Source organism: Sphingomonas folli, assembly GCF_019429525.1.
GTDB lineage: Bacteria > Pseudomonadota > Alphaproteobacteria > Sphingomonadales > Sphingomonadaceae > Sphingomonas > Sphingomonas folii.
In genome coordinates this window covers 471804-495523 of the sequence record NZ_JAHXZL010000001.1, presented here as the reverse complement: position 1 = coordinate 495523, position 23720 = coordinate 471804, and the positions used below count along the sequence as shown (strand labels likewise).

20 protein-coding genes are annotated in these 23720 nt (G+C 70.9%); 13 read left to right on the top strand and 7 right to left on the bottom strand.

All coding sequences use genetic code 11. From position 1 onward, the window contains the following. The first annotated feature begins 36 nt into the window (after positions 1–36). On the top strand, positions 37–1128 hold the full coding sequence (purM, locus tag KZ813_RS02240; RefSeq protein WP_219753329.1) for a phosphoribosylformylglycinamidine cyclo-ligase: 1092 nt from the start codon (positions 37–39) through the stop codon (positions 1126–1128). After that, positions 1125–1706: a phosphoribosylglycinamide formyltransferase gene (gene purN, locus KZ813_RS02235; protein WP_219753328.1), complete on the top strand. Its 582-nt coding sequence runs from the start codon at positions 1125–1127 to the stop codon at positions 1704–1706. The genes purM and purN overlap by 4 nt, the downstream gene beginning before the upstream one ends. 201 nt (positions 1707–1907) lie before the next feature. Here the strand turns inward: purN and KZ813_RS02230 are convergent, their stop codons facing one another. The 4 genes from KZ813_RS02230 to KZ813_RS02215 form a co-directional block, all read right to left on the bottom strand. Next, a complete protein-coding gene (locus KZ813_RS02230) occupies positions 1908–2432 on the bottom strand; it encodes a GNAT family N-acetyltransferase (RefSeq protein ID WP_219753327.1) in 525 nt (174 codons plus the stop codon). Position 2433: 1 nt separating this feature from the next. Then, entirely contained in the window at positions 2434–2856 is a 423-nt protein-coding gene (ndk, locus tag KZ813_RS02225; protein ID WP_219753414.1) for a nucleoside-diphosphate kinase, read from the bottom strand. A gap of 75 nt (positions 2857–2931) precedes the next feature. Beyond that, a complete protein-coding gene (locus KZ813_RS02220) occupies positions 2932–3372 on the bottom strand; it encodes a DNA polymerase III subunit chi (RefSeq protein WP_219753413.1) in 441 nt (146 codons plus the stop codon). A gap of 32 nt (positions 3373–3404) precedes the next feature. Beyond that, positions 3405–4859, bottom strand: a complete 1455-nt coding sequence (locus KZ813_RS02215) for a leucyl aminopeptidase (RefSeq protein WP_219753326.1) — start codon at positions 4857–4859, stop codon at positions 3405–3407. A gap of 145 nt (positions 4860–5004) precedes the next feature. Here KZ813_RS02215 and KZ813_RS02210 point away from each other — a divergent pair, with 145 nt between their 5' ends. The 4 genes from KZ813_RS02210 to rsmA all read left to right on the top strand — a co-directional run bounded on the left by KZ813_RS02210 (position 5005) and on the right by rsmA (position 10594). Further along, the gene (locus KZ813_RS02210) at positions 5005–7248 is read left to right on the top strand and encodes an LPS-assembly protein LptD (protein ID WP_308461763.1); all 2244 of its coding nucleotides are present in this window, start codon (positions 5005–5007) and stop codon (positions 7246–7248) included. A gap of 112 nt (positions 7249–7360) precedes the next feature. After that, the gene (locus KZ813_RS02205) at positions 7361–8746 is read left to right on the top strand and encodes a peptidylprolyl isomerase (protein WP_219753325.1); all 1386 of its coding nucleotides are present in this window, start codon (positions 7361–7363) and stop codon (positions 8744–8746) included. A gap of 28 nt (positions 8747–8774) precedes the next feature. Continuing rightward, positions 8775–9752 carry a 4-hydroxythreonine-4-phosphate dehydrogenase PdxA gene (gene pdxA, locus KZ813_RS02200; RefSeq protein ID WP_373369235.1) on the top strand — a complete coding sequence of 326 codons (978 nt, stop codon included), beginning with the start codon at positions 8775–8777 and terminating at the stop codon, positions 9750–9752. Further along, the gene (gene rsmA, locus KZ813_RS02195; protein ID WP_219753323.1) at positions 9749–10594 is read left to right on the top strand and encodes a 16S rRNA (adenine(1518)-N(6)/adenine(1519)-N(6))-dimethyltransferase RsmA; all 846 of its coding nucleotides are present in this window, start codon (positions 9749–9751) and stop codon (positions 10592–10594) included. The genes pdxA and rsmA overlap by 4 nt, the downstream gene beginning before the upstream one ends. A 190-nt stretch (positions 10595–10784) precedes the next feature. On the opposite strand, the gene greA is transcribed toward rsmA, so the two are convergent. From greA to carA, 3 genes are all read right to left on the bottom strand, one after another. Continuing rightward, the gene (gene greA / locus KZ813_RS02190; RefSeq protein WP_219753322.1) at positions 10785–11261 is read right to left on the bottom strand and encodes a transcription elongation factor GreA; all 477 of its coding nucleotides are present in this window, start codon (positions 11259–11261) and stop codon (positions 10785–10787) included. Positions 11262–11336: 75 nt separating this feature from the next. Then, positions 11337–14681: a carbamoyl-phosphate synthase large subunit gene (carB, locus tag KZ813_RS02185; protein WP_219753321.1), complete on the bottom strand. Its 3345-nt coding sequence runs from the start codon at positions 14679–14681 to the stop codon at positions 11337–11339. Between the two features lie 80 nt (positions 14682–14761). After that, on the bottom strand, positions 14762–15934 hold the full coding sequence (carA, locus tag KZ813_RS02180; RefSeq protein ID WP_219753320.1) for a glutamine-hydrolyzing carbamoyl-phosphate synthase small subunit: 1173 nt from the start codon (positions 15932–15934) through the stop codon (positions 14762–14764). Positions 15935–16029: 95 nt separating this feature from the next. Between carA and KZ813_RS02175 the strand changes: the two genes are divergently transcribed. From KZ813_RS02175 to KZ813_RS02150, 7 genes are all read left to right on the top strand, one after another. Continuing rightward, entirely contained in the window at positions 16030–16485 is a 456-nt protein-coding gene (locus KZ813_RS02175) for a GatB/YqeY domain-containing protein (protein ID WP_219753319.1), read from the top strand. A 233-nt stretch (positions 16486–16718) separates the two neighbouring features. After that, on the top strand, positions 16719–18614 hold the full coding sequence (dnaG, locus tag KZ813_RS02170) for a DNA primase (protein ID WP_219753318.1): 1896 nt from the start codon (positions 16719–16721) through the stop codon (positions 18612–18614). Continuing rightward, a complete protein-coding gene (rpoD, locus tag KZ813_RS02165) occupies positions 18614–20650 on the top strand; it encodes an RNA polymerase sigma factor RpoD (RefSeq protein ID WP_219753317.1) in 2037 nt (678 codons plus the stop codon). Before dnaG ends, rpoD begins: the two co-directional genes overlap by 1 nt. A 124-nt stretch (positions 20651–20774) precedes the next feature. Beyond that, positions 20775–20897 (top strand): hypothetical protein, encoded by a 123-nt coding sequence (locus tag KZ813_RS20005; protein WP_258046312.1) that lies wholly within the window; start codon positions 20775–20777, stop codon positions 20895–20897. Between the two features lie 75 nt (positions 20898–20972). Next, complete coding sequence (locus KZ813_RS02160; protein ID WP_258046311.1) at positions 20973–21629, top strand: DUF6975 family protein; 657 nt, start codon at positions 20973–20975, stop codon at positions 21627–21629. Between the two features lie 42 nt (positions 21630–21671). Beyond that, positions 21672–22526 (top strand): AAA family ATPase, encoded by an 855-nt coding sequence (locus tag KZ813_RS02155; RefSeq protein WP_219753411.1) that lies wholly within the window; start codon positions 21672–21674, stop codon positions 22524–22526. Positions 22527–22536: 10 nt separating this feature from the next. Continuing rightward, positions 22537–23715, top strand: a complete 1179-nt coding sequence (locus KZ813_RS02150; protein ID WP_219753315.1) for a vWA domain-containing protein — start codon at positions 22537–22539, stop codon at positions 23713–23715. Positions 23716–23720 lie beyond the last annotated feature (5 nt).

The following is a 23720-nucleotide window of genomic DNA, read 5'->3' as shown; positions in this document are numbered from 1 at the left end:
TGGAAATCCAAGCGCGATGTGTCTAGGCGCGTCGCCATGAGCAACGAAGGCTATACTTACGAGCGGGCCGGGGTGTCGATCGCCGCCGGCAACGCGCTGGTGCGCGCGATCGCGCCGCTGGCGCGCGCCACGCGCCGCCCGGGCGCCGACGCCGACCTGGGCGGCTTCGGCGGCTTCTTCGACCTGCGCGCCGCGGGCTTCACCGACCCGCTGCTGGTCGCCGCCAACGACGGGGTCGGCACCAAGCTGAAGCTCGCGATCGAGTGGGAGCGGCACGAGGGCGTCGGCATCGACCTGGTGGCGATGTGCGCCAACGACCTGATCGTCCAGGGCGCCGAGCCGCTGTTCTTCCTCGATTATTACGCGACCGGCCGGCTCGACACCGCGGTCGCCGAGCGAGTCGTCGCCTCGATCGCGGAGGGCTGCCGCATCGCCGGCTGCGCGCTGATCGGCGGCGAGACCGCGGAGATGCCGGGGATGTACGAGGTAGGCGACTATGACCTCGCCGGCTTCTGCGTGGGTGCGGTCGAGCGCGGCGACGTCCTCACCGGCGCCACGATCGCGCCGGGGGACGTGATCCTCGGGCTCGCCTCCTCGGGCGTCCACTCGAACGGCTTCTCGCTGGTGCGTCGCCTCGCCGCCGACAAGGGCTGGAAGCTCGATCGCCCGGCGCTGTTCGACCCGGACAAATTGCTGATCGACCATCTGATGGTGCCGACCCGCCTCTATGTGGCGAGTCTGCTGCCGCTGCTGCGCGCGCACCGGATCAAGGGACTGGCGCATATCACCGGCGGCGGGCTGCTCGAGAACCTGCCGCGCGTGCTGCCCGCGGGCACGCACGCGACGGTCGACGCTGACGCCTGGGAGCAGCCGCGGCTGATGGCCTTCCTCCAGGCGCAGGGCGGGATCGAGCCCGAGGAGATGGCGCGCACCTTCAACTGCGGCATCGGCATGGCGGTGGTGGTGGCGGCGGATCAGGCCGATGACGTCGCCGCGGCGCTGCGCGAGGCGGGTGAGACGGTCCACGCGATCGGGCGGATCGAGGCGGGCGAGCGCGGCTGCACCGTCTCGGGCTCCACCGAGACGTGGAGCGCGCACGCCGACTGGACCGCGACCCACCGCGCATGAGTGAGCCGGTGCGGGTAGCGGTGCTGGTCTCGGGACGGGGATCGAACATGCGCTCGCTCGCCGCCGCGGCGGGTGAGACATATGAGATCGCGCTGGTCGCCTCGGACAAGCCCGAGGCGGCGGGGCTCGCCTGGGCGCGCGAGCAGGGGCTCGCCACCTTCGCGCTCTCGCCGCGCGGGATCGGCAAGCCCGCCTATGAGGCCGCGCTCGACGCCGCGCTGCGCGAGGCTGGCGTCGAGGTGATCGCGCTCGCGGGCTATATGCGGCTGCTCTCCGACGATCTCGTCGCGCGCTGGCGCGGGCGGATCGTCAACATCCACCCCTCGCTGCTGCCCAGGTACAAGGGGCTCGACACGCACGCGCGCGCGATCGCGGCGGGCGACGCGGTCGCGGGCTGCTCGGTCCATGTCGTCACCGAGGAGCTCGACGGCGGCGCGGTGCTCGGCCAGGCCGAGGTGGCGATCGCGCCGGGCGACACGCCCGAGACGCTGGCCGACCGCGTGCTGGCGGCGGAGCACCGGCTGTATCCGGAGGTGCTGGCGCGCTTCGTGCGAGAAGGGACGTGGCGGGAGGGATGAGCGGTCTTGGGAGCGCGGCGGCTCGCGGGCAGCAGCGCCTCTCCCGCCCGCCGGCGTCATCCTGAGCGTGTCTCAGGATCTACCCGTCCCCACCCCCAGGTGCCGCGGTGTTTGCGGCACGGTGGATCCTGGAACGAGTTCAGGATGACGGGAAAACGGGGCAGCCGCTTACTTTCGTTCCCTCATCCCTTCCCGTCGGCCCTACACCGCCCGTCCGTACACGCGATCGTCGTGCCAGGTCGCACCGACCAGGAAGCGGCGCTCGCCCATCTCCGCGAAACCGTGCTTCTCGTAGAAGAGATGCGCGCGCCGGTTGCCGCCGTACACGCCGAGCAGCACGCGCCCGCATCCCGTCGCCCGCGCGTCGTCGAGCGCGCGCGCGATCAGCGCCGCCCCCAGGCCGGTGCCGTGATACGGCGCCAGCGCGTAGATCCGCTTGAGCTCGAGGTCACCCGGCAGCGGCGTCACCGGCAGGTCGGGCGCGGTGAGCAAGGTGTAGCCGACCGGCGCGGCGCCGGGCTCGACCTCGGCCAGCGTCGCCACCCCGCCCTCGGCGAGGTAGCGCGCGAAGGCCGCCGCGCTGCTGTTGCGCGCGACGTGCGCGACGATGTCGGCACCGTCGAGCACGCCCGCGAACGCCTCGAGGAAGGTCGCGCCCGCGACCAGCGCGAGCGAGTCCGCGTCCTCCGCGCCGGCGCGGCGCAGTCGCCACGCCGGCGTCGTCATCTCAGCCGACCAGCTCTTCCGGCTTGAAGAAATAGGCGATCTCAATCGCGGCATTCTCGTCCGAGTCCGAGCCGTGCACCGTGTTGGCCTCGATCGACTCGGCCAGCTCCTTGCGGATCGTGCCCGGCGCGGCATTCTCCGGGTTCGTCGCGCCCATGATGTCACGGTTGCGCTGCACGGCGTTGTCGCCCTCGAGCACCTGGACCACGACCGGGCCCGAGATCATGAAGCCGACCAGGTCGCCGAAGAAGGGCCGCTCCTTGTGGACGGCGTAGAAGCCCTCGGCCTGCTCCTTGGTCATCTGGATGCGCTTGGACGCGACGACGCGCAGCCCCGCCTCCTCGAGCATCTTGGTGACGGCGCCGGTCAGGTTGCGACGCGTCGCGTCGGGCTTGATGATCGAGAAGGTACGGTTCGCGGCCATGACGGTCACGGGCTCCTGCTGATAGGAAGGGGAAAGTGGCGCTCCCCTAGGCGGCGGGGCGGCCCGAGGCAAGCGCTACGCCGCCTGCTCCCAGCGCCCGCTGTCGTTCTGCTTCCAGTAGCGCCGCGCCACGGCGGGACGGTCCGCCAGCGCCTTCCAGGCCGCCCGCGCCGGCACGATCTGGTCCTCGGCGAAGAAGTGGAACACGCGGTCGAAGTCGAGCGCGTCGTCGCGCCACGCGCCGTCCGCGAGCGCGACGTGGCGCGCGCCGTTGGCGGCGTCGAGCGTGCCGGCGATCAGCACCGGCTGGCGGGTGTCGTCGCCGCCCCCGAGCCGCGCGTGCGGCAGGAAGCTCGCGGGCGCGTAGCTCCACAGCAGCCGGTCGAGCGCGGCGCGCTGCTCCTCCTCGGCGGCGACGATCAGCAGCCGCGCGCCGTTCGCCACCACTTTCTCCGCGACCTGCGGCAGCGCGCGCTCGAGCGGCATGCGGGTCAGGTGGTAGAAGTCCACCTGCACCGCCCGCTCGCCGGGCTCGATCGCCGCCGCGCTCACTTCTCGCAGGCGTCCGCGACGAAGCGGTCGAGCACGCGCACGCCGTAGCCGGTCGCGCCCTTGGCCCAGGTCGGCCCGTCCTTGTCGGCCCAGACCATGCCCGCGATGTCGAGGTGCGCCCAGGCGATACCGGCGTCGACGAAACGCTGGAGGAACTGCGCCGCGGTGATCGAGCCGGCGCCGCGCGGCCCGACGTTCTTCACGTCGGCGATCGGCGAGTCGATCAGCCGGTCATAGGCGTCCGCGAGCGGGAAGCGCCACAATTGGTCGCCCGAGGCGCGCCCGGCGGCGAGCAGCGCGTCGGCGAGCGTGTCGTCGTTGCTGAAGAGGCCGCCGTACTCGTTGCCGAGGCTGACGATCATCGCGCCGGTCAGCGTGGCCAGGTCGACGATCCGCGTCGGCTGGTGCTCGCGCTGTACCCAGGTGAGGCAGTCGCACAGTACCAGCCGGCCCTCGGCGTCGGTGTTGATCACCTCGACCGTCTGGCCCGACATGGTGGTGACGACGTCACCCGGCCGCTGCGCGTTGCCGTCGGGCATGTTCTCGACGAGACCCATCACGCCGATGACGTTGGCCTTGGCGCCGCGCTTGGCCAGCGCGAGCATCGCGCCCGCCACCGCCGCGGCGCCGCCCATGTCCCACTTCATGTCCTCCATGCCCGCGGCGGGCTTGATCGAGATGCCGCCGGTGTCGAAGGTCACGCCCTTGCCGACCAGCGCGGTCAGCGGCGCCCCTTCCCCGCCGCCGGTCCAGCGCAGCGCGAGGATGCGCGCGTCGCGACGCGAGCCCTGGCTCACCCCGAGCAGCGCGCCCATGCCGAGCTCGCGCATCTCCGCCTCGGTCAGCACCGTGACCTCGAGGCCGAGGCCATCCACCGCGGCGAGCACGCGCTCGACGAAGGTCTCGGGGTAGAGGATGTTGGGCGGCAGCGTCGCGAGCAGCCGCGCCAGCGCCACGCCGTCGGTCACCGCGGCACGGTCGCGCCACGCCGCGTCGCTGCCGACGACGGTGAGCGAGGACAAGGTCGGCCTCTGCTTGTCCGCGAGCTTGGTGCGATACTCGTCGAAGCGCCACGCGCGCTGCGCCGCGCCCGCCGCGAACCGCGCCGCCGCCAGCGGCGTGGCACCGGCCAGGTCCGCCACGGCCGCGGTGACGCCACTGGTAAGCAGCCGCGCGGTCAGCGCGCCGCCGGCGCGCTCATAGCCGGCATCGTCGCCCGCGCCGGTACCGAGCAGCAGCACGCGCCGCGCGCCGCCCTCACCGGGGGCGAACAGCTCCGCGACGCTCCCGGCCTCGCCGTCGAAACGCTGGCCCGCGGCCGCGGCGGCGAGCAGCGCGTCCGCCCCCTCGACCAGCCCGGCGGTGCCGCCGCCCTTCTGTACCGGCAGCGCCAGCACCTCACCCGCGGCGGGGGCGGTGTCGGGCCGGGTGGCGGCGAACGCGATCTTCATGCGACTGTCCTTCTCGATCATGCGCGTTGAATAGGCCCGAGCGCGTGAACTGGCAAAGCGTTGCAGCCGGCCCTGCGCGATGCGATAGGGCGGCGTTGCGCCGTCGCCATCCCGGCCGCGCGCGCGGGGGTGCAACGGGAGCGACGTGACGCGTAACGATCTTCTCGCCGGCGGCGCGCTGTGGCTGCTCGCCGCCGCCCCGGCCGCGGCGCAGGCACCCGGAACGCCTCCCGCGCCATCGCCCGCCGCGCCGGCGCCGACGACGGCGGGCGGCACGGGCGAGACCGAGCAGGTGCAGTTCAGCGCGACCGCGCTCGAGTATGACACGAACGCCGACGTCGTCACTGCCACCGGCGAGGTGCGGATGACCCGCGGCGCCGACCGGCTGCGCGCCGAGCGCGTCGTATGGGACCGCAGGACCGGCAAGGTCGTCGCGACCGGCAACGTCGCGGTCACCGATCCCGAGGGCGACATCGCCTATGGCGACTCGATCGAGCTGACCGACACGTTGCGCGACGGCGTCGTCGACAATCTGCTGGTGGTGCTCGAGCAGGGCGGCCGGCTCGCCGCGGTGCGCGGCACGCGCGAGCCGGACGGCCTCTATCGGCTCGACCGCGCGGTCTACTCGCCCTGCGCGGTGACCGACTCGGACGGCTGCCCCAAGGAACCGGCGTGGAAGATCACCGCGGTGAAGGTGACCTATGACGCCGATCGCCAGCGCGTCTCCTACGAGGGTGCGCGCTTCCACCTCTTCGGCCTGACCAGCCCGTCGCTGCCGCGCTTCAGCCACTCGACCGCGCAGAGCAACGACACCGGGCTGCTGACGCCCTCGATCGGGCTCACCCGGCTCAACGGCGCCGAGCTGGTGCTGCCGTTCAATCTCGCGCTCGGGCCGAGCCGATCGCTCGTGATCGCGCCGCACCTCTTCTCGTCCGAGGTGCCGATGCTCGAGGCGCGCTACAGCGCGGTCAACGAGCTCGGCGCCTATTCGATCGCGGGCTACGCCACCAGCAGCCGCCGCAGCGACGACCTGTCGGGCGGCTTCACCTCGGACACGACGCGCGCCTTCCGCGGCTATCTCGACGGCAGCGGGCGGTTCCAGCTCGACCCCAATTGGAGCATCTCGGGCTCGATGCGGATCGTCACCGACCGCACGTTCCTCCGCCGCTACGACATCTCCAACGACGACCGGCTGCGCACCACGATCGCGCTCGAGCGGATCGACTCCGACAGCTATTTCTCGCTCGCCGGCTGGGCGGTGCAGACGCTCCGGGTCGGCGACCGTCAGGGCATGCAGCCGGTCGCGTTCCCCGAGTTGGACTATCGCCGCCGCATCACCGACGCGCCGCTCGGCGGCGTGCTCCAGCTTCAGCTCAACACGCTCGCGGTCGGGCGCAAGGCCGGGCAGGACACGCAGCGCGCCTTCGCCAGCGCCCGCTGGGACTGGCGTGGCATCACCGTCATGGGCCAGGAGGTGACGCTCACGGCCTATGCCCGCGGCGACGCCTATAACTCGGACGACACGGTCGCGACCGCGGTCGACCAATATCGCGGGCTCGCGGGCTTCCAGACGCGCGCGATCGGCGCGCTGGCGGCGGACGTGCGCTGGCCCTTCGTCGGCGAGCTGCTCGGCGGGCTGCAGCGCTTCTCGCCGCGAGTCCAGGTGGTCGCCACCCCGCGCACGCGCAACATCCAGGTGCCCAACGAGGACGCGCGCGCGGTCGACCTCGAGGATTCCAACCTGTTCGCGCTCAATCGCTTCCCCGGCTATGACCGGTGGGAGGATTCGAGCCGCGTGACCTATGGCGCGGACTGGTCGCTCGACCTGCCCGGCATCGCCATCGCCACCAACGTCGGGCAGAGCTACCGGCTCAACTCGCGCCCCAGCATCCTGCCCGACGGCACCGGCCTGTCGGACCGTTTCTCCGACATCGTCGGGCGCACCAACGTGCGGATCGGCGAGTTCGTCACGCTCACGCACCGCTACCGGCTCGACAAGAGCAACCTCGCGGTGCGCCGCAACGAGCTCGACGCGACGGTCGGCTCGCGCCGCACCTATGCGACGGTCGGCTACCTCCGGCTCAACCGTGACATCACCGAGCTGGAGGACCTGCAGGATCGAGAGGAGGTCCGCGCCGGCGGGCGCGTCGCCTTCGCGCGCTTCTGGTCGCTGTGGGGCTCGGCACTGGTCGACCTCACCGACCGGGCCGAGGACCCGCTGTCGCAGGCCGACGGCTTCACCCCGATCCGCCATCGCCTCGGCGTCGCCTATCAGGACGATTGTCTCGAACTGGGCCTGACGTGGCGGCGCGACTATCGCACCGTCGGCGATGCCCGTCGCGGCGACAGCTACCTGTTGACGCTTTCCTTCAAGAACCTCGGCCGCTAAGCCCCTGTTCAGTTCGCTCCGGGCAGGAACGGCCGCTGGCGGCCTATGTCCGGGAGCCGTGGTGGAAGCGATCGACGTGCGGCGACGCGATAGGGATTTCGAGACACACGTGATGACCAAGACGAGGGGCGCGGCGCTGACCCGCCGGTTGCTGGCGGCGCTGCTGATGGTGGGGACGGCCGGCGTGGCGATCGCGCAGACCGCGGCGGAGCAGGACGGCGCCGACGCCGGGCAGGAGGCGCCCGGGCTCGACCCGACCGGCCTCGGCCTGCCCGCCAACCTCCAGGTGTTCGGCAACCTTGACCCCAACGTGCGCAAGGCGACCGCGATCGTCAACGAGGCGGTGATCACGCGCACCGACGTCGACCAGCGCGTCGCGCTGATCGCCGCGGCCAACAACGTCAAGCTCTCCGACCAGGAGCGCGACCGGCTCCAGCTCCAGGTGCTGCGCCAGCTGATCGACGAGACGCTGGAGATCCAGCAGGCCAAGACCGCCGAGGTGACGATCACCAAGGACCAGATCGACCAGAGCTTCGCCCGCGTCGCGCGCAACTTCGGCAAGACGCCCGAGCAGTTCGCCGCCTTCCTGCGCGAGAACGGCTCGTCCGACCGCTCGATCCGCCGCCAGATCGAGGGCGAGTTGGCGTGGAGCCGCTATCTCAGCAAGCGAGTCGAGCCCTTCGTCAACGTCGGCGACGAGGAGGTGAAGGCGATCCTCGACCGGCTCGAGGCGGCCAAGGGCACCGAGGAGTTCCACCTCAACGAGATCTATCTCGCCGCCACGCCCGACCGACAGGAGCAGGTGTTCACCAACGCCCGCCAGCTGATCGCCCAGATCGGTCAGGGCAAGGCGCCGTTCGCCTATTTCGCGCGCAACTTCTCCGAGGCCTCGACCCGCGGCGTCGGCGGTGACCTCGGCTGGGTGCGCGCCGCGCAGCTGCCCGACGCGCTGGCCCAGGCGGCGACGACGATGCAGGTCGGCCAGGTCGCCGGCCCGGTCGCGACGCCGGGCGGCTTCTCGATCCTGTACCTCGTCGACAAGCGCCGCGTCGGCGCCGCCGACCCGCGCGACTCGCGGCTCAGCCTGAAGCAGCTGACGATCAAATTCCCGACCGGCACGACCCAGGTGCAGGCCACCGCGCGCACCTCGGCCTTCGCCGAGGCGATCCAGAAGCTGCAGGGCTGCGGCTCGGTCGACAAGGTCGCCGCGACGCTCAACGCCGAGGTGGTCAACAACGACGCGATCCGCATCCGCGACCTGCCGCCGCAGCTGCAGAGCATCATGGTCAACCTCCAGGTCGGCCAGGCCACCCCGCCGTTCGGCTCGCCGACCGAGGGCGTGCGCACGCTGGTGCTGTGCGGCCGCGACGAGGCGCAGGGTGGCCAGCTGCCGGGCGCGCAGCAGGTGCAGAACCAGCTCGAGCAGCAGCGCGTCAACCTGCGCGCGCAGCAGGCGCTGCGCGACCTGCGCCGCGACGCGGTGATCGAGTATCGCTGAGGCCGTGACCGCGCCGATCGTCATCGCGATGGGCGATCCCGCCGGGATCGGGCCCGAGACGATCGCCAAGGCGTGGGCGGCACGCGACTCGCACGGCCTGCCCCCTTTCGTCGCGGTCGGCGACGTGCGCGCCGTGGCGCGCGTGTGGGACGGGCCGATCGCGCCGGTGAGCGACCTCGCCGCCGTGGACCGCGTCTTCGCCGAGGCGCTGCCGGTGCTCACCGTGCAGGACGCGGGCGAGATCGTGCCGGGCCAGCCCGACGCCGACGGCGCGCGCTGCGCGCTCCACGCGCTGGAGCTCGCCGCCGGGCTCGTGCGCTCGGGCGCGGGGCGCGCGCTGGTCACCGGGCCGGTCTCCAAGTCGCAGCTCTACGGCGTCGGCTTCACGCATCCGGGACAGACCGAGTTCGTCGCCGAGCGCTGCGGGATCGCGCGCGACAACGCGGTGATGATGCTCGCCGGGCCGGGGCTGCGGGTGGTGCCGATCACCACCCATGTCGCGCTCGCCTCGGTGTCCGGGCTGCTCAGCGTCGAGCTGATCGTCGCCAAGGCGCGCGTGACGGCGCGCGGGCTGACGCGCAACTTCGGCATCGCGGCGCCGCGGCTCGCCTTCGCCGGCTTCAACCCCCACGCCGGCGAGGACGGCACGATGGGGCGCGAGGAGATCGACGTGATCCGCCCCGCGATCGAGCAGCTCGTCGACGAGGGCATCGACGCGCGCGGCCCCTTCCCCGCGGACACGATGTTCCACGCCCGCGCGCGCGCGCAGTATGATGCGGCGCTGTGCTGCTACCACGACCAGGCGCTCGTGCCGCTCAAGACGCTCCACTTCGACGACGGCGTCAACATCACGCTGGGGCTGCCGATCGTGCGCACCTCGCCCGACCATGGCACCGCCTTCGGCATCGCCGGCAAGGGCGTGGCGCACCCCGGCGCGACGATCGCGGCGATCGCGATGGCCGATGCCGCGGCGCGCCAGCGCGCGCGCTGCGCCCAGCCGGCGTGAGCGCGCCGCCCGCGCCGGTGGCGCTGCCGCCGCTGCGCGACGTCATCGCGCGCTACGGTCTCAACGCGTCCAAGGCGCTGGGGCAGAACTTCCTCTTCGACTCGCAGCTGCTCGCGCGGATCGCGCGCGTGCCGGGTGACCTCGCCGGCGCCGAGGTGCTCGAGGTCGGGCCGGGCCCGGGCGGGCTGACGCGCGCGCTGCTCGCCGCGGGTGCGCGGGTCACCGCGATCGAGCGCGACCGCCGCTGCATCCCCGCGCTCGCCGAGCTGGCCGACGCTTACCCCGGGCAGCTGACGGTCATCGAGGGCGACGCCACCGCGATCGACGCGCGCGCGCTGTTCGCGACCGCGCCGCACATCGTCTCGAACCTGCCCTATAATGTCGGTACCGCGCTGCTGGTCGGCTGGCTCTCGGCCGCGTGGCGACCGTGGTGGCAGTCGCTGACGCTGATGTTCCAGCGCGAGGTGGCGGAGCGGATCGTGGCGCCGGTCGGCGGCGAGGCCTATGGCCGGCTCGCGGTGCTGGCGCAGTGGCGCGCGAGCGCGCGCATCGCGATGCCGGTGCACCGCTCGGCCTTCACCCCCCCGCCGAAGGTGATGTCGGCGGTGGTGCATGTCGTGCCGGAGGATGCACCGGGTGGCGTGCGGTTGGAGACGCTGGAGCGGTTGACCGCGGCGGCGTTCGGCCAGCGGCGCAAGATGCTGCGACAGAGCCTGCGCGGCGTGCCCGGCGCGATCGCCGCGGCGGAGGCGGAGGGGATCGACCCGACGCGGCGCGCGGAGACGGTCAGCGTCGCGGAGTTCGTCGCGGTGGCGCGGCGGCTCGACGGCGAGCGCGCCTGAGCGGCTCGGCGCGTATCAGGTAGCGGCCCGGACCAGAGGATACGTACCCGGTCGAAGGCCGGGCTCACCCTGGAGATGCTACCGCGCCTTGCCGCGGCCTTCCCACCGGGCCCCGTCCTTCGCCGGGCTGACCGCCGTGAAGGGCGATGCCGAACCTCCGCCCGACATCATCCCGCGACTGGCGCACGCCTCAGATGAACTCGACCTTCGACACCACATAATAGCGGTCGCCCGCGGGCACCGCGACCTCGACCTCGTCGTCGACGCTGCGCCCGATCAGCGCGCGGCCGAGCGGCGAGTTATAGCTGATCCGCCCGGTCTTCGCGTCGGCCTCGGTCTGCCCGACGATCTGATAGCGCACCGGCTTGTCGTCCTCGTCGAGCAACGTGACCGTCGCGCCGAAGACGATCTTGTCGCCCGACAGGTCGCGCGGGTCGATGATCTGCGCGCGGCTGAGCTTGTCCTCGATGTCGGCGATCGACGCCTCGATCTGGCCCTGACGCTCCTTGGCGGCATGATATTCGGCGTTCTCCGACAGGTCGCCGTGCGCGCGGGCTTCCTCGATCGCGTCGACGATCTGCGGCCGCTCGGTCTTGAGGCGCTTGAGATCAGCGTTCAGCTTCTCATAGCCCTCCTGCAGCATCGGCATCTTCTCGACCGTCGCCATCGTCCATCCTTCGAATAACACCCCCCGAGCGGTCGCGTCGTCGCGACCGCCCGCACCATCCGGATTGTCTGGGGATCAGTTGTGCGGCTGCGAATAATAGGCCTGCAGTGGACGCACTTCAAGCTTACCCCCGGAATTGCCCGCCACACCGGCGCGGATCGCCGCCGCGGCCTGCACCGCGGCCGAGGCGGTGGTGAAATAGGGGATCTTGCCGTTGACCGCCGAGGCGCGGATCGGCTGCGAGTCCTTCAGGCTCTGCCACCCTTCGGTGGTATTGAAGATCAGGTCGATCTTGCCGTCCTTGATGCGGTCGACGATGTGCGGCCGCCCCTGCGCCACCTTGTTGATGCGCTCGACCGGCAGCCCGGCGCGCTCGAGATGGTCCGCGGTGCCCGCGGTGGCGACGATCGTGAACCCGGCCTCGACCAAGGCGCGCACCGCGGGCACGATCGCCTCCTTGTCGCCCGCCTTGACGCTGACGAACACCGCGCCGCCGCTCGGCAACACCGTGCCCGCGCCGAGCTGCGACTTGGCGAAGGCGGTGGTGAAGTCGCGGTCGATCCCCATTACCTCGCCGGTGCTCTTCATCTCGGGCGACAGCACCGGGTCGATGCCGGGGAAGCGGCTGAACGGGAACACCGCCTCCTTCACCGCGAAATAGTCGATGTGGCGGTCGATCGCGGGCAGGTCGGCGAGCTTCTCGCCCGCCATCACGCGCGCCGCGATCTTGGCGATGGGCGCGCCGATGGCCTTGGCCACGAAGGGCACGGTGCGGCTGGCGCGCGGGTTGACCTCGATGAGGTAGACGTGCCCGTCCTTCACCGCGAACTGGATGTTCATCAGCCCGCGCACGGAGAGGCCGTGCGCCAGCGCCTCGGTCTGGCGCTCGATCTCGGCGATGATCTCGGGGGCGAGCGAGTAGGGCGGGATCGAGCACGCGCTGTCGCCCGAGTGGACCCCCGCCTCCTCGATATGCTGGAGCACGCCCGCGACCACCACCTGCTCGCCGTCGCAGATCGCGTCGACGTCCACCTCAACCGCGTCGCGGAGATACTGGTCGATCAGCACCGGCGCGTCGCCCGAGACCTGGACCGCGGTCTGGATATAATCCTCCAGCTGCTGGTCGCTGTCGACGATCTCCATCGCGCGTCCGCCGAGCACGTAGCTCGGGCGCATCAGCACCGGATAGCCGATGCGGCCGGCGACGTTGAGCGCCTCCTCGCGGCTGCGCGCGATGCCGTTCGACGGCTGGAGCAGCTTCAGCTTGTTGACGAGCGCCGCGAACCGCTCGCGGTCCTCGGCCAGGTCGATCGCGTCGGGCGAGGTGCCCAGGATCGGTATCCCCGCCTGCTCCAGCGCGCGCGCGAGGTTGAGGGGCGTCTGGCCGCCGAACTGGACGATGACGCCGACCAGCTCGCCCGCCTGCTGCTCGACGTGGAGGATTTCGAGCACGTCCTCGGCGGTGAGCGGCTCGAAATAGAGCCGGTCCGAGGTGTCATAGTCGGTGCTCACCGTCTCCGGGTTGCAGTTGACCATGATCGTCTCATAGCCCTGGTCGGCCAGCGCGAAACAGGCGTGGCAGCAGCAATAATCGAACTCGATCCCCTGCCCGATGCGGTTCGGGCCGCCGCCCAGGATCACGATCTTGCGCCGGTCGCTCGGCTGCGCCTCGTTCTCGGGCTCGCCGAACATCGGCGCCTCATAGGTCGAGTACATGTACGGCGTCTTCGCCTCGAACTCGGCGGCACAGGTGTCGATCCGCTTGAACACGGGGCGGACGCCGAGCTTGACGCGGTGCTGGCGCACCTCCGCCTCGGTGACGCCGCCGGTCATCGCCTTCACCGCCTCGTGGATCAGCCCCGAGCCGCGCGCGATGCCGCGCTGCATCCCGCGCAGGTTGGCCGACTGGAGCGCGAGCCAGGCGAGCCGCTTGTCGGAGAAGCCCATCGCCTTGAGCCGGCGCATGCCGGGCGCGTCGATCGGCAGGCCGTCCGCCATCACCTGGCGCTCGGCGGCGACGATCTCCGCGATCCGCTCGAGGAACCAGGGATCGTACTTCGCGATGGCGTGGACCTCGGCGACGGTGAAGCCCTCGCGCAGCGCCTGGGCGGCGACGAGCAGCCGGTCGGGGGTGGGCGCGGCGAGCGCGGCCTCGATCTCGGCGCGCGGCGCGCCGGCGAGCCGCTCGACCGGGTCGAAGCCCGACAGGCCCGTCTCCAGCCCACGCAGCGCCTTCTGCATCGACTCGTGGATGTTGCGCCCGATCGCCATCACCTCGCCGACCGACTTCATCGCGGTGCCCAGCACCGCCTCGGCGCCCTTGAACTTCTCGAAGGCGAAGCGCGGGATCTTGGTGACGACATAGTCGATCGTCGGCTCGAACGAGGCCGGGGTGGCGCCGGTGATGTCGTTCTCGATCTCGTCCAGCGTGTAGCCCACGGCCAGTTTGGCGGCGACCTTGGCGATCGGGAAGCCGGTCGCCTTCGAGGCCAGCGCCGAGGAGCGCGACACGCGCGGGTTCATCTCGATGACGATCAGGCGCCCGTCCTTGGGGTTGACCGCGAACTGCACGTTGGAGCCGCCGGTCTCGACGCCGATCTCGCGCAGCACCGCGATGCTGGCGTTGCGCATGATCTGATATTCCTTGTCGGTCAGCGTCAGCGCCGGCGCGACGGTGATGGAATCGCCGGTGTGCACCCCCATCGGATCGATGTTCTCGATCGAGCAGATGATGATGCAATTGTCCGCGCGGTCGCGGACCACCTCCATCTCATATTCCTTCCAGCCGAGCAGCGACTCCTCGATCAGCACCTCGGTGGTGGGCGAGGCGTCGAGCCCCTTGCGGACGATCTCGAGGAACTCCTCGCGGTTGTAGGCGACGCCGCCGCCCGTCCCGCCGAGCGTGAAGCTGGGGCGGATGATCGCGGGCAGCCCGACCTTGTCGAGCCCGGCGAGCGCCTCGGCCTCGGTGTGGGCGATATGGCTGCGCGCGCTCTCCAGCCCGATCTTGTCCATCGCGTCGCGGAACTTGAGCCGGTCCTCGGCCTTGTCGATCGCCTCGGCGTCGGCACCGATCATCTGGACGCCGTATTTCTCCAGCGTGCCGTCGCGGAACAGCGCCAGCGCGGTGTTGAGTGCGGTCTGCCCGCCCATCGTCGGCAGCACCGCGTCGGGGCGCTCCTTAGCGATGATCGTGGCGACCACCTCGGGGGTGATCGGCTCGACATAGGTGGCGTCGGCGAGCTCGGGATCGGTCATGATCGTCGCCGGGTTCGAGTTGACCAGGACGATGCGATAGCCCTCTTCCTTGAGCGCCTTGATCGCCTGCGTGCCGGAATAGTCGAACTCGCACGCCTGGCCGATGATGATCGGCCCCGCGCCGATGACGAGGATCGAGGAGATGTCGGTGCGTTTGGGCATGCGTCAGGTCCTGCCTTCAAGGCTTCTTTGTTTCGGGCAAGGGTACCGCCGCTCGCCCGCTATGTCGTCGCGGCGCGGCGTCAGCCCGCGCGCAGCGGCCCCACGAACCGCTCGAACAGGTACAAACTGTCCTGCGGCCCCGGGCTCGCCTCAGGGTGATATTGCACGCTGAACGCGGGCCGGTCGGTGAGTTCGAGCCCGGCGTTGCTGCCGTCGAACAGCGACACGTGAGTCTCGCGCGCGTTGGCGGGCAGTGTCTCGCGCTCGACCGCGAAACCGTGGTTCATGCTGGTGATCTCGACCGCGCCGTCGCTGAGCCGCTTCACCGGGTGGTTGGCGCCGCGGTGGCCCTGGAACATCTTGGTCGTCCGCGCCCCCACCGCTAGTGCGAGCAATTGATGGCCGAGGCAGATGCCGAACAGCGGCTTGCCCGTGTCGAGCAGCTGGCGGATCACCGGGACGGCGTACGCGCCGGTCGCGGCGGGGTCGCCGGGGCCGTTGGAGAGGAAGATGCCGTCGGGCGCGAGCGCCATGATCTCGTCGTAGGTCGCGGTCGCCGGCACCACCGACACCTTTGCCCCCGCCTGAACGAGATTGCGGAAGATGTTGAACTTGCTTCCGTAATCCACCGCGACCACGTGCGGCCGCGCGCCCTCGCCCGCGCCCTCATAGCCGAAGCCGAGCCGCCAGATGCCGCCCTCCCAGCTGCCATGGGTCTCGCGCGTCACGTCCTTGGCGAGGTCCATCCCCTCCAGCCCGGGCCAGCCGCGCGCCAGCTGGAGCAGCAGGTCGAGATCGAACGCGCCGTCGGGCGCGTGCGCCACCACGCCGGTCGGCGCCCCGCCGCCGCGGATGCGCCGCGTCAGCGCGCGCGTGTCGATCCCGGCGAGCCCGATCCGCGCGTGCCGCGCCATCCAGCCCGACAGATGCTCCATCGCGCGGAAGTTGCTGGGCGCGGTCGGATCCTCGCGCACGATCATGCCGAGCGCGTGCGGGTTGTCGGCCTCGACGTCGTCGGGGTTGGCGCCGACGTTGCCGATGTGCGGGAAGGTGAAGGTGATGATCTGACCGGCGAAGCTCGGGTCGGTCATGATCTCCTGGTAGCCCGTCATGGCGGTGTGGAAGCACACCTCGCCCACCGCCTGCCCGGTCGCGCCGAAGCCGCGGCCCCACGCCACCTCGCCGCTGGCGAGGACGAGGACGCCCGTCGCTCCATCCGGTCTGGGCGCGTGCGGAAACGTGGCGTCGGCCATGGCAGGCGGGCACTCCTTGTGTGGGTCGGCAATGTCGCTAAGCCCCGCCCGCTAGAGACGCGCGCCGGACGCGTCAATCGGTTAAGGACACGGGTATGATTCGGGACGACATCAAGGCCGCGCAGATCGCGGCGATGAAGGCGGGCGACAGGGAGGCGCGCGCCACCATCGGGCTGATCCAGGCGGCGGTGAAGAATCGCGACATCGAGCTGCGCACCGGCCCGGCGCCGGCGGACGACGACGCGGTCGTGGTCGAGGTGCTGCAGAAGATGGTGAAGCAGCGCCGCGAGTCGATCGCGATGTACGAGCAGGGCGGCCGCCCTGAGCTGGCCGCGGCGGAGCAGGCCGAGGTGGCGGTGATCGAGCGTTTCCTGCCGCAGCAGATGAGCGAGGACGAGACCCGCGCCGCGATCGACTCGATCAAGGGCGAGCTGGGCGCGTCGGGCATGAAGGACATGGGCCGTGTGATGGCCGAGCTGAAGGCGCGCCACGCCGCCACGCTCGACATGAGCAAGGCGAGCGCGCTGGTGAAGGCGGCGCTGGCGGGGTGAAATCGCGGATGGCGTGAGGCCGCGGGCGGGGTGAGGCTTCACGCGGAGGCGCCGAGGCGCCGCGAGTGCTTTCCCCCTGCCCCGCCCGACACACTACCGTCATCCCGGACCATGTCCGGGATGACGGCAGAGGGGGATGCAGGATCCACGGCCCAGGTGGGCCAGAACACCCCGTCCCACCGCGACACATTGCCCCCCGCGCGATCCCGCGGCATAAGGGGTATAATGCGCTGGTGAGTCTCACCCCCGCCTTCCTCGACGAGCTGCGCGCGCGCACCTCGCTCACCGCGCTGGTCGGCCGGACGGTGAAGCTGACCCGCGCCGGGCGCGAGATGAAGGGCTGCTGCCCCTTCCACAACGAGAAGACGCCCAGCTTCTACGTCAACGACGACAAGGGCTTCTATCACTGTTTCGGCTGCTCGGCGCACGGCGACGCGATCCGCTGGCTGACCGATCACCAAGGCCTGCCCTTCATCGACGCGGTCAAGGAACTCGCCGCCGCGGCAGGGATGGAGATGCCCGAGCAGGACCGCCACTCGGCCGAGCGTGCCGAGCGCGCGAGGTCGCTCCACGACGTGATGCAGGCCGCCGCGGACTTCTTCACCCAGCAGCTCGGCGGCAGCGACGGCGCCGCCGCGCGCGCGCTGCTCGACAGGCGCGGGGTGAGTGCGGCGACGCAGCGCACGTTCGGCTTCGGCTACGCGCCCGATTCCCGCACCCGGCTGCGCGCGGCGCTCAAGGATTTCGGCGACGCCATGCTGATCGAGGCGGGGCTGCTGATCCAGGTCGAGGGCAAGGAACCCTATGACCGCTTCCGCGGCCGGCTGATGATCCCGATCCGCGACCCGCGCGGGCGGGTCATCGCCTTCGGCGGCCGCATCATCGGTGAGGGCGAGCCGAAATATCTCAACTCGCCCGACACCCCGCTCTTCGACAAGGGCCGCACGCTCTACAATCTCGACCGCGCCGCCGCGGCCGCGCGCAAGGCCGAGCGGCTGTTCGTGGTCGAGGGCTATATGGACGCGGTCGCGCTGGCGCAGCACGGCATCGGCGAGGCGGTCGCGCCGCTCGGCACCGCGCTGACCGAGGCGCAGCTCGAGCGGCTGTGGCGCGTGGTCGACGTGCCCTATGTCTGCCTCGACGGCGACGCGGCCGGGCAGAAAGCGGCGATCCGCGCGGCGCAGCGCGCGCTGCCCCTGCTCGCGCCGGGGCGCAGCCTCGCCTTCGTCACCCTGCCCGAGGGACAGGATCCGGACGACCTGATGCGCGCGCAGGGGCCGGGCGCGTTCGAGCCGCTGGTACGTAGCGCGCAGCCGCTGGTCGACCGACTGTGGCAGCACGAGCTCGCCGTCGAGCCGCTCACCACACCCGAGCAGCGCGCCGGCTTCAAGCGCCGCCTGGGCGACCTCGTTCAGTCGATCACCGACCCGAGCGTCCGCACCGAGTATCAGGCCGAGTTCCGCCACCGCTTCGACGAGCAGTTCGCGCGCACCCGCCAGCCGTTCCAGCAGCGCACGCCGTTCTACCCGATGGCGCAGCGTCGCCCCGGGCAGAAGTGGACGCCCCCGCCCGCGCCCGTCACCGAGGACGCCAAGCGCGTCGGCGCCGCGGGCGGGATCGATCGCGTGCTCGCCAAGGCGGTACTCGCCGGGCTGATCCGCCACCCCGCCGAGATCGCGCGCCACATGGAGGTGCTGGGCGGCCTCCGCCTCGCCGAGGGCGCGCTCGGCCGGCTGTTCGAGGCGGTGGTCGACGTCGCGCTGGAGGATCGTCGCGGCGATCCGCTTGATAGCGGGCGGCTCGTCACCATATTGGCGCGATCCGGTTTCGATACGGTCGCGCACGACCTCTTGAGAGCCGATACGATGCCCTATTCGTTCACGCGCGCCGGCGCCGACGAGAAGCAGGCGCGCGACGACCTCGACGAGGCGATCGCGATCCTGGTCGCCCGGCCCGAGGTCGATGCTGCGCTGGCGGAAGCAACTTCCGCGATGAAGGCGCGCTTCACCGCCGAGGCGTTCGAACGGCAGGTAGCGTTGGTGAACGAACAACGCGCGCTGGATGAGCGACTTGCAAATCTGGTGCAGGCAAACGAAGACGCCCGCGCGCTTGGACTTGAGGACGATTGATGGCGAAGATGAACGGTGGCGGTGGTGACGAGGGCGCGGAAGTGGCCGACGCTCCGCTGATCGATCTCAACGACGCGAGCGTCAAGAAGCTGATCGCGCGCGCCAAGAAGCGCGGCTACATCACCTACGACCAGCTCAACGAGGCGCTGCCGCAGGACCAGATGTCGTCCGACCAGCTCGAGGACGTCATGTCCGCGCTCAACGAGATGGGCGTCAATATCGTCGAGAACGAGGAAGCGGGCGAGGACGGCGAGCCCGAGGAGCGCGCCGACGACGACGAGGCCGAGGCGGTCGACGGCGACGGTGAGTCCGACGGTACCGCCCCCGCCCCCGAGGCGAAGAAGAAAGAGACGGTCGACCGCACCGACGACCCGGTGCGGATGTACCTGCGCGAGATGGGCGCGGTGGAGCTGCTCAGTCGCGAGGGCGAGATCGCGATCGCCAAGCGCATCGAGGCGGGCCGCGACACGATGATCCTGGGGCTGTGCGAGAGCCCGATCACCTTCAACGCCATCATCGACTGGTCGACCGCGCTCAACGAGGGCACGATGCAGCTGCGCGAGATCGTCGATCTCGACGCGATGCTGTCCAAGGGTCCGTCGGCCGAGCAGGTCGAGGGCGCCGAGGACGACAGCGGCGAGATCAGCGAGTCGAGCACCGGCCCGTCGTTCAAGGAGGAGGAGGAGCCCGAGGAGGCGCCCGCCGACGACGAGGACGACATGACCGAGCGCCGCACGCCGCGGCCGTCCGACGACGAGGAGGAGGACAATACCCTCAGCCTCGCGCAGATGGAGGAGACGCTCAAGCCGCTCGCGCTCGAGAAGTTCGCCAACATCACCGCGATCTACCGCAACTTCTCCAAGATGCAGGAGAGCCGGCTCGACGCGATGGCGTCGGGCGCGGACCTGTCCGACGCGCAGGAGCGCAAATACCAGAAGCTGCGCGAGGAGCTCACGGCCGAGGTGGAGAGCGTGCAGTTCCACCAGAGCAAGATCGAGTATCTGGTCGACCAGCTCTACAGCTACAACCGGCGCCTCACCGCGCTGGGCGGTCAGATGCTGCGACTGGCCGAGCGGCACAAGGTGAACCGCAAGGACTTCCTCGATCAATATATGGGCCACGAGCTCGACGAGGGCTTCCTCGACGCGGTGCGCGGGCGCGACAAGAAATGGGCCGCCTTCGCCACCAACGAGGCGCCCGCGATCGACCGAATCCGCACCGAGATCAGCGAGATCAGCCAGCAGACCGGCATGGCGCTCGCCGAGTTCCGCCGCATCGTCAACATGGTGCAGAAGGGCGAGCGCGAGGCGCGGATCGCCAAGAAGGAGATGGTCGAGGCCAATCTCCGCCTCGTGATCTCGATCGCCAAGAAGTACACCAACCGCGGGCTGCAGTTCCTGGATCTCATCCAGGAAGGCAACATCGGCCTGATGAAGGCGGTGGACAAGTTCGAGTATCGCCGCGGCTACAAGTTCTCGACCTATGCGACCTGGTGGATCCGCCAGGCGATCACGCGCTCGATCGCGGACCAGGCGCGCACGATCCGCATCCCGGTCCACATGATCGAGACGATCAACAAGCTGGTCCGCACCAGCCGCCAGTTCCTCCACGAGCAGGGGCGCGAGCCCACGCCCGAGGAAATGGCGGAGCGCCTGAGCATGCCGCTCGAGAAGGTGCGCAAGGTGATGAAGATCGCCAAGGAACCGATCAGCCTCGAGACGCCGATCGGCGACGAGGAGGATTCGCATCTCGGCGACTTCATCGAGGACAAGAACGCGGTGATCCCGGTCGACGCCGCGATCCAGGCCAACCTCAAGGAGACGGTGACGCGCGTGCTCGCCTCGCTCACCCCGCGCGAGGAGCGCGTGCTGCGCATGCGCTTCGGCATCGGCATGAACACCGATCACACGCTCGAGGAGGTCGGCCAGCAGTTCAGCGTGACGCGCGAGCGTATCCGGCAGATCGAGGCTAAGGCGCTGCGCAAGCTCAAGCACCCGAGCCGCAGCCGCAAGATGCGCTCGTTCCTCGACCAGTGAGCACGCCCTGCGTCGGTGCGACCTCCTGATCCGGGTCCGTCGCGGCGATCGACGGATCGTCGCGACGGGATCGGCCCTCGGTCGCTGAGTCGCTCTAGCGGGCGCGAGCGAGGGCCAGACCGGCGTGGCCGCGACGCCGCTGACCGGCGACGGCGGAACAGGTCGGTTCGCGCTCGGTTGCTGGCCGATCTGGGTCAACCTGCGCCTCGACGAGGTGGTCGCGGCGGCGGTTCGCCGGCCCGCGTAAACCGCACCTTTACGTCGATCTGCTAGCTCGCAGCGCGCGGCCGAGGCGCGCCGCGCGAGTGTGGAGGCAGGAATGATGGCGGACGCGAGTCAGCGCCCCGAGGACGGTCCGGCCGACCTGATCCTCGCGATGGTCGCGCGCGACGGCACCGCGGCGTCGCGCCACGCCCGCGCGCTCGCCGACCCCACCGCCCCGCTGCGCGACCTCGCCGACGCGATCCACGCCCTGTGCGTCGTCCACGGGACCTTCCCGGGCCTCGTCGATCACGCCACCGCCCACGGCGTCGACACGCTGGCGCCGGCGTGGATGGCGCGGGCCGCGGGCGCGATGGCGGCCGAGCGCACGCTGCTCGTCCGTCTCGCCGCCGCCGCGGGCCCGCTGCCCTCGACGCCCGGCCAGGCCAGCGCCGCCGCCGCGATCCTGCAGCAGCGCGACACGCTGGCGCTGCTGGCGCGCTCGGACCGGCTCGGCTGCGCCACCGGCGCCGCCGCGGCCTTCGTGCTCGACTGGGTCGCGATCCGCGCGCTGCTCGACCGCTGCGCCGAGCGCCTGGGCGAGGAAGCCGCGGCGAACTTCGCCGCCGCGCGCGACGAGGCCGTCGAGATGCTCCGCTCGCTCGCGCTCGCGCCACCGCGGCTGCGCGCGCTCAGCTTCGGCGCCGAGCAGCTGCTCGGCCAGCATCGCGGACTGTGGCAGCTGCTGGAGTCCCGCGCCGCCGCGCGCGCCGGCTGAGCCGGCTTGCCAGCCGCCGCGGCGCACCGCATGACGGCGCGCATGGAGCGGTTCGAGGGCAGCGGCGACTATGTCGCCACCGATGATCTGAAGGTCGCGGTGAACGCCGCGGTGCGGCTGCGCCGGCCGCTGCTGGTCAAGGGCGAGCCCGGCACTGGCAAGACCGTGCTGGCGCATGAGATCGCGCGCGCGACCGGCTACCCGCTGATCGAGTGGAACGTGAAGTCCACCACCAAGGCGCAGCAGGGGCTCTACGACTATGACGCGGTGGCGCGGCTGCGCGACGGGCAGCTCGGCGACCCGCGCGTCAACGACATCGCCAACTACATCCGCCGCGGCAAGCTCTGGGAGGCGTTCGAGCGCGACACGCCCGCGGTGCTGCTGATCGACGAGATCGACAAGGCCGATCTCGAGTTCCCCAACGACCTGTTGCAGGAACTCGATCGCATGGAGTTCCACGTCTACGAGACCGGGCAGACCGTGCGCGCCACCGAGCGGCCGATCGTGGTGATCACCTCGAACAACGAGAAGGAACTGCCCGACGCCTTCCTGCGGCGCTGCTTCTTCCATTATATCCGCTTCCCCGACCGAGCGACGATGCAGGCGATCGTCGACGTCCATTTTCCGGGCATCCAGACCACGCTCGTCAACCGCGCGCTCGACCTCTTCTACGAGGTCCGCGAGGTGCCCGGGATCAAGAAGAAGCCGTCGACCAGTGAGCTGCTCGACTGGCTCCGGCTGCTGCTCCACGAGGATCTGCCGCTCGAGGTGCTGCAGCAGCGCGACCCGACCAAGGCGATCCCGCCGCTCCACGGCGCGCTGCTCAAGAACGAGCAGGACGTGATGCTGTTCGAGCGGCTCGCCTTCATGGCGCGCCGGCACGCGCCGCGGCCCTGAGCCGGACGCGATGTTCCTCGCCTTCCTCGACTCGGTGCGCGCCGCGGGGATCCCGGCCAGCCTCAAGGAACATCTGTTGCTGCTCGAGGCGCTCGACGCGGCGGTGATCGACCGCTCGCCCGAGCAATTCTACTATCTCAGCCGCGCGATCTACGTGAAGGACGAGGCGCTGCTCGACCGCTTCGACCAGGTCTTCGCCGCGGTGTTCCGCGGCGCGCTGCCGGTGGATGGCGTCGTCCCCGCCGAGCTGCCCGAGGAGTGGCTCCGCGCGGTGGCGCAGCGCCATCTCACGCCCGAGCAGATGGCGGCGATCGAGGCGCTCGGCTCGTGGGACGAGATCATGCGGACGCTGCGCGAACGGCTCGCCGAGCAGCACGGGCGCCATCAGGGCGGCAGCAAGTGGATCGGCACCGGCGGCACCAGCCCCTTCGGCAACTCGGGCTACAATCCCGAGGGCGTCCGCATCGGCGGCGAAGCGACCCACGGTCGCGCGGTCAAGATATGGGATCAGCGCGCCTTCCGCGACCTCGACCCCGGCCGCGAGCTGGGGACGCGCAACATCAAGGTCGCGCTGCGTCGCCTGCGCCGCTTCGCGCGCGAGGGCGCCGCGGAGGAGCTCGACATGGACGCGACGGTCGACGGCACCGCGCGCCAGGGCTGGCTCGACGTGAGGCTGCGGCCGGAGCGGCGCAACGCGGTCAAGCTGCTGCTCTTCCTCGATGTCGGCGGCTCGATGGACCCGTTCGTGACGCGCTGCGAGGAGCTGTTCTCCGCCGCCACCAGCGAGTTCCGCGACCTGGCATTCTTCTACTTCCACAATTGCGTCTACGAGGGCGTGTGGAAGGACAACCGCCGCCGCTTCGACGCGCGCACGCCGACGCTGGACCTGCTCCACACCTATGGCCGCGACTATAAGCTGCTGTTCGTCGGCGACGCGGCGATGAGCCCGTACGAGATCACGCATCCCGGCGGCTCGGTCGAGCATCACAACGACGAGCCCGGCGCGGCCTGGCTGCGGCGGCTGACCGGGGCCTATCCCGCCGCCGCCTGGCTCAACCCCGCGCCCGAGGCACAATGGGGCTATTCCGCCTCCACCGCGCTGATCCGCGACCTGCTGGGCGGCCGCATGTTCCCGCTGACGATCGAGGGGATCGACGCCGCCACGCGCGAGCTGGCGCGGCGGCGCTGAGCGCG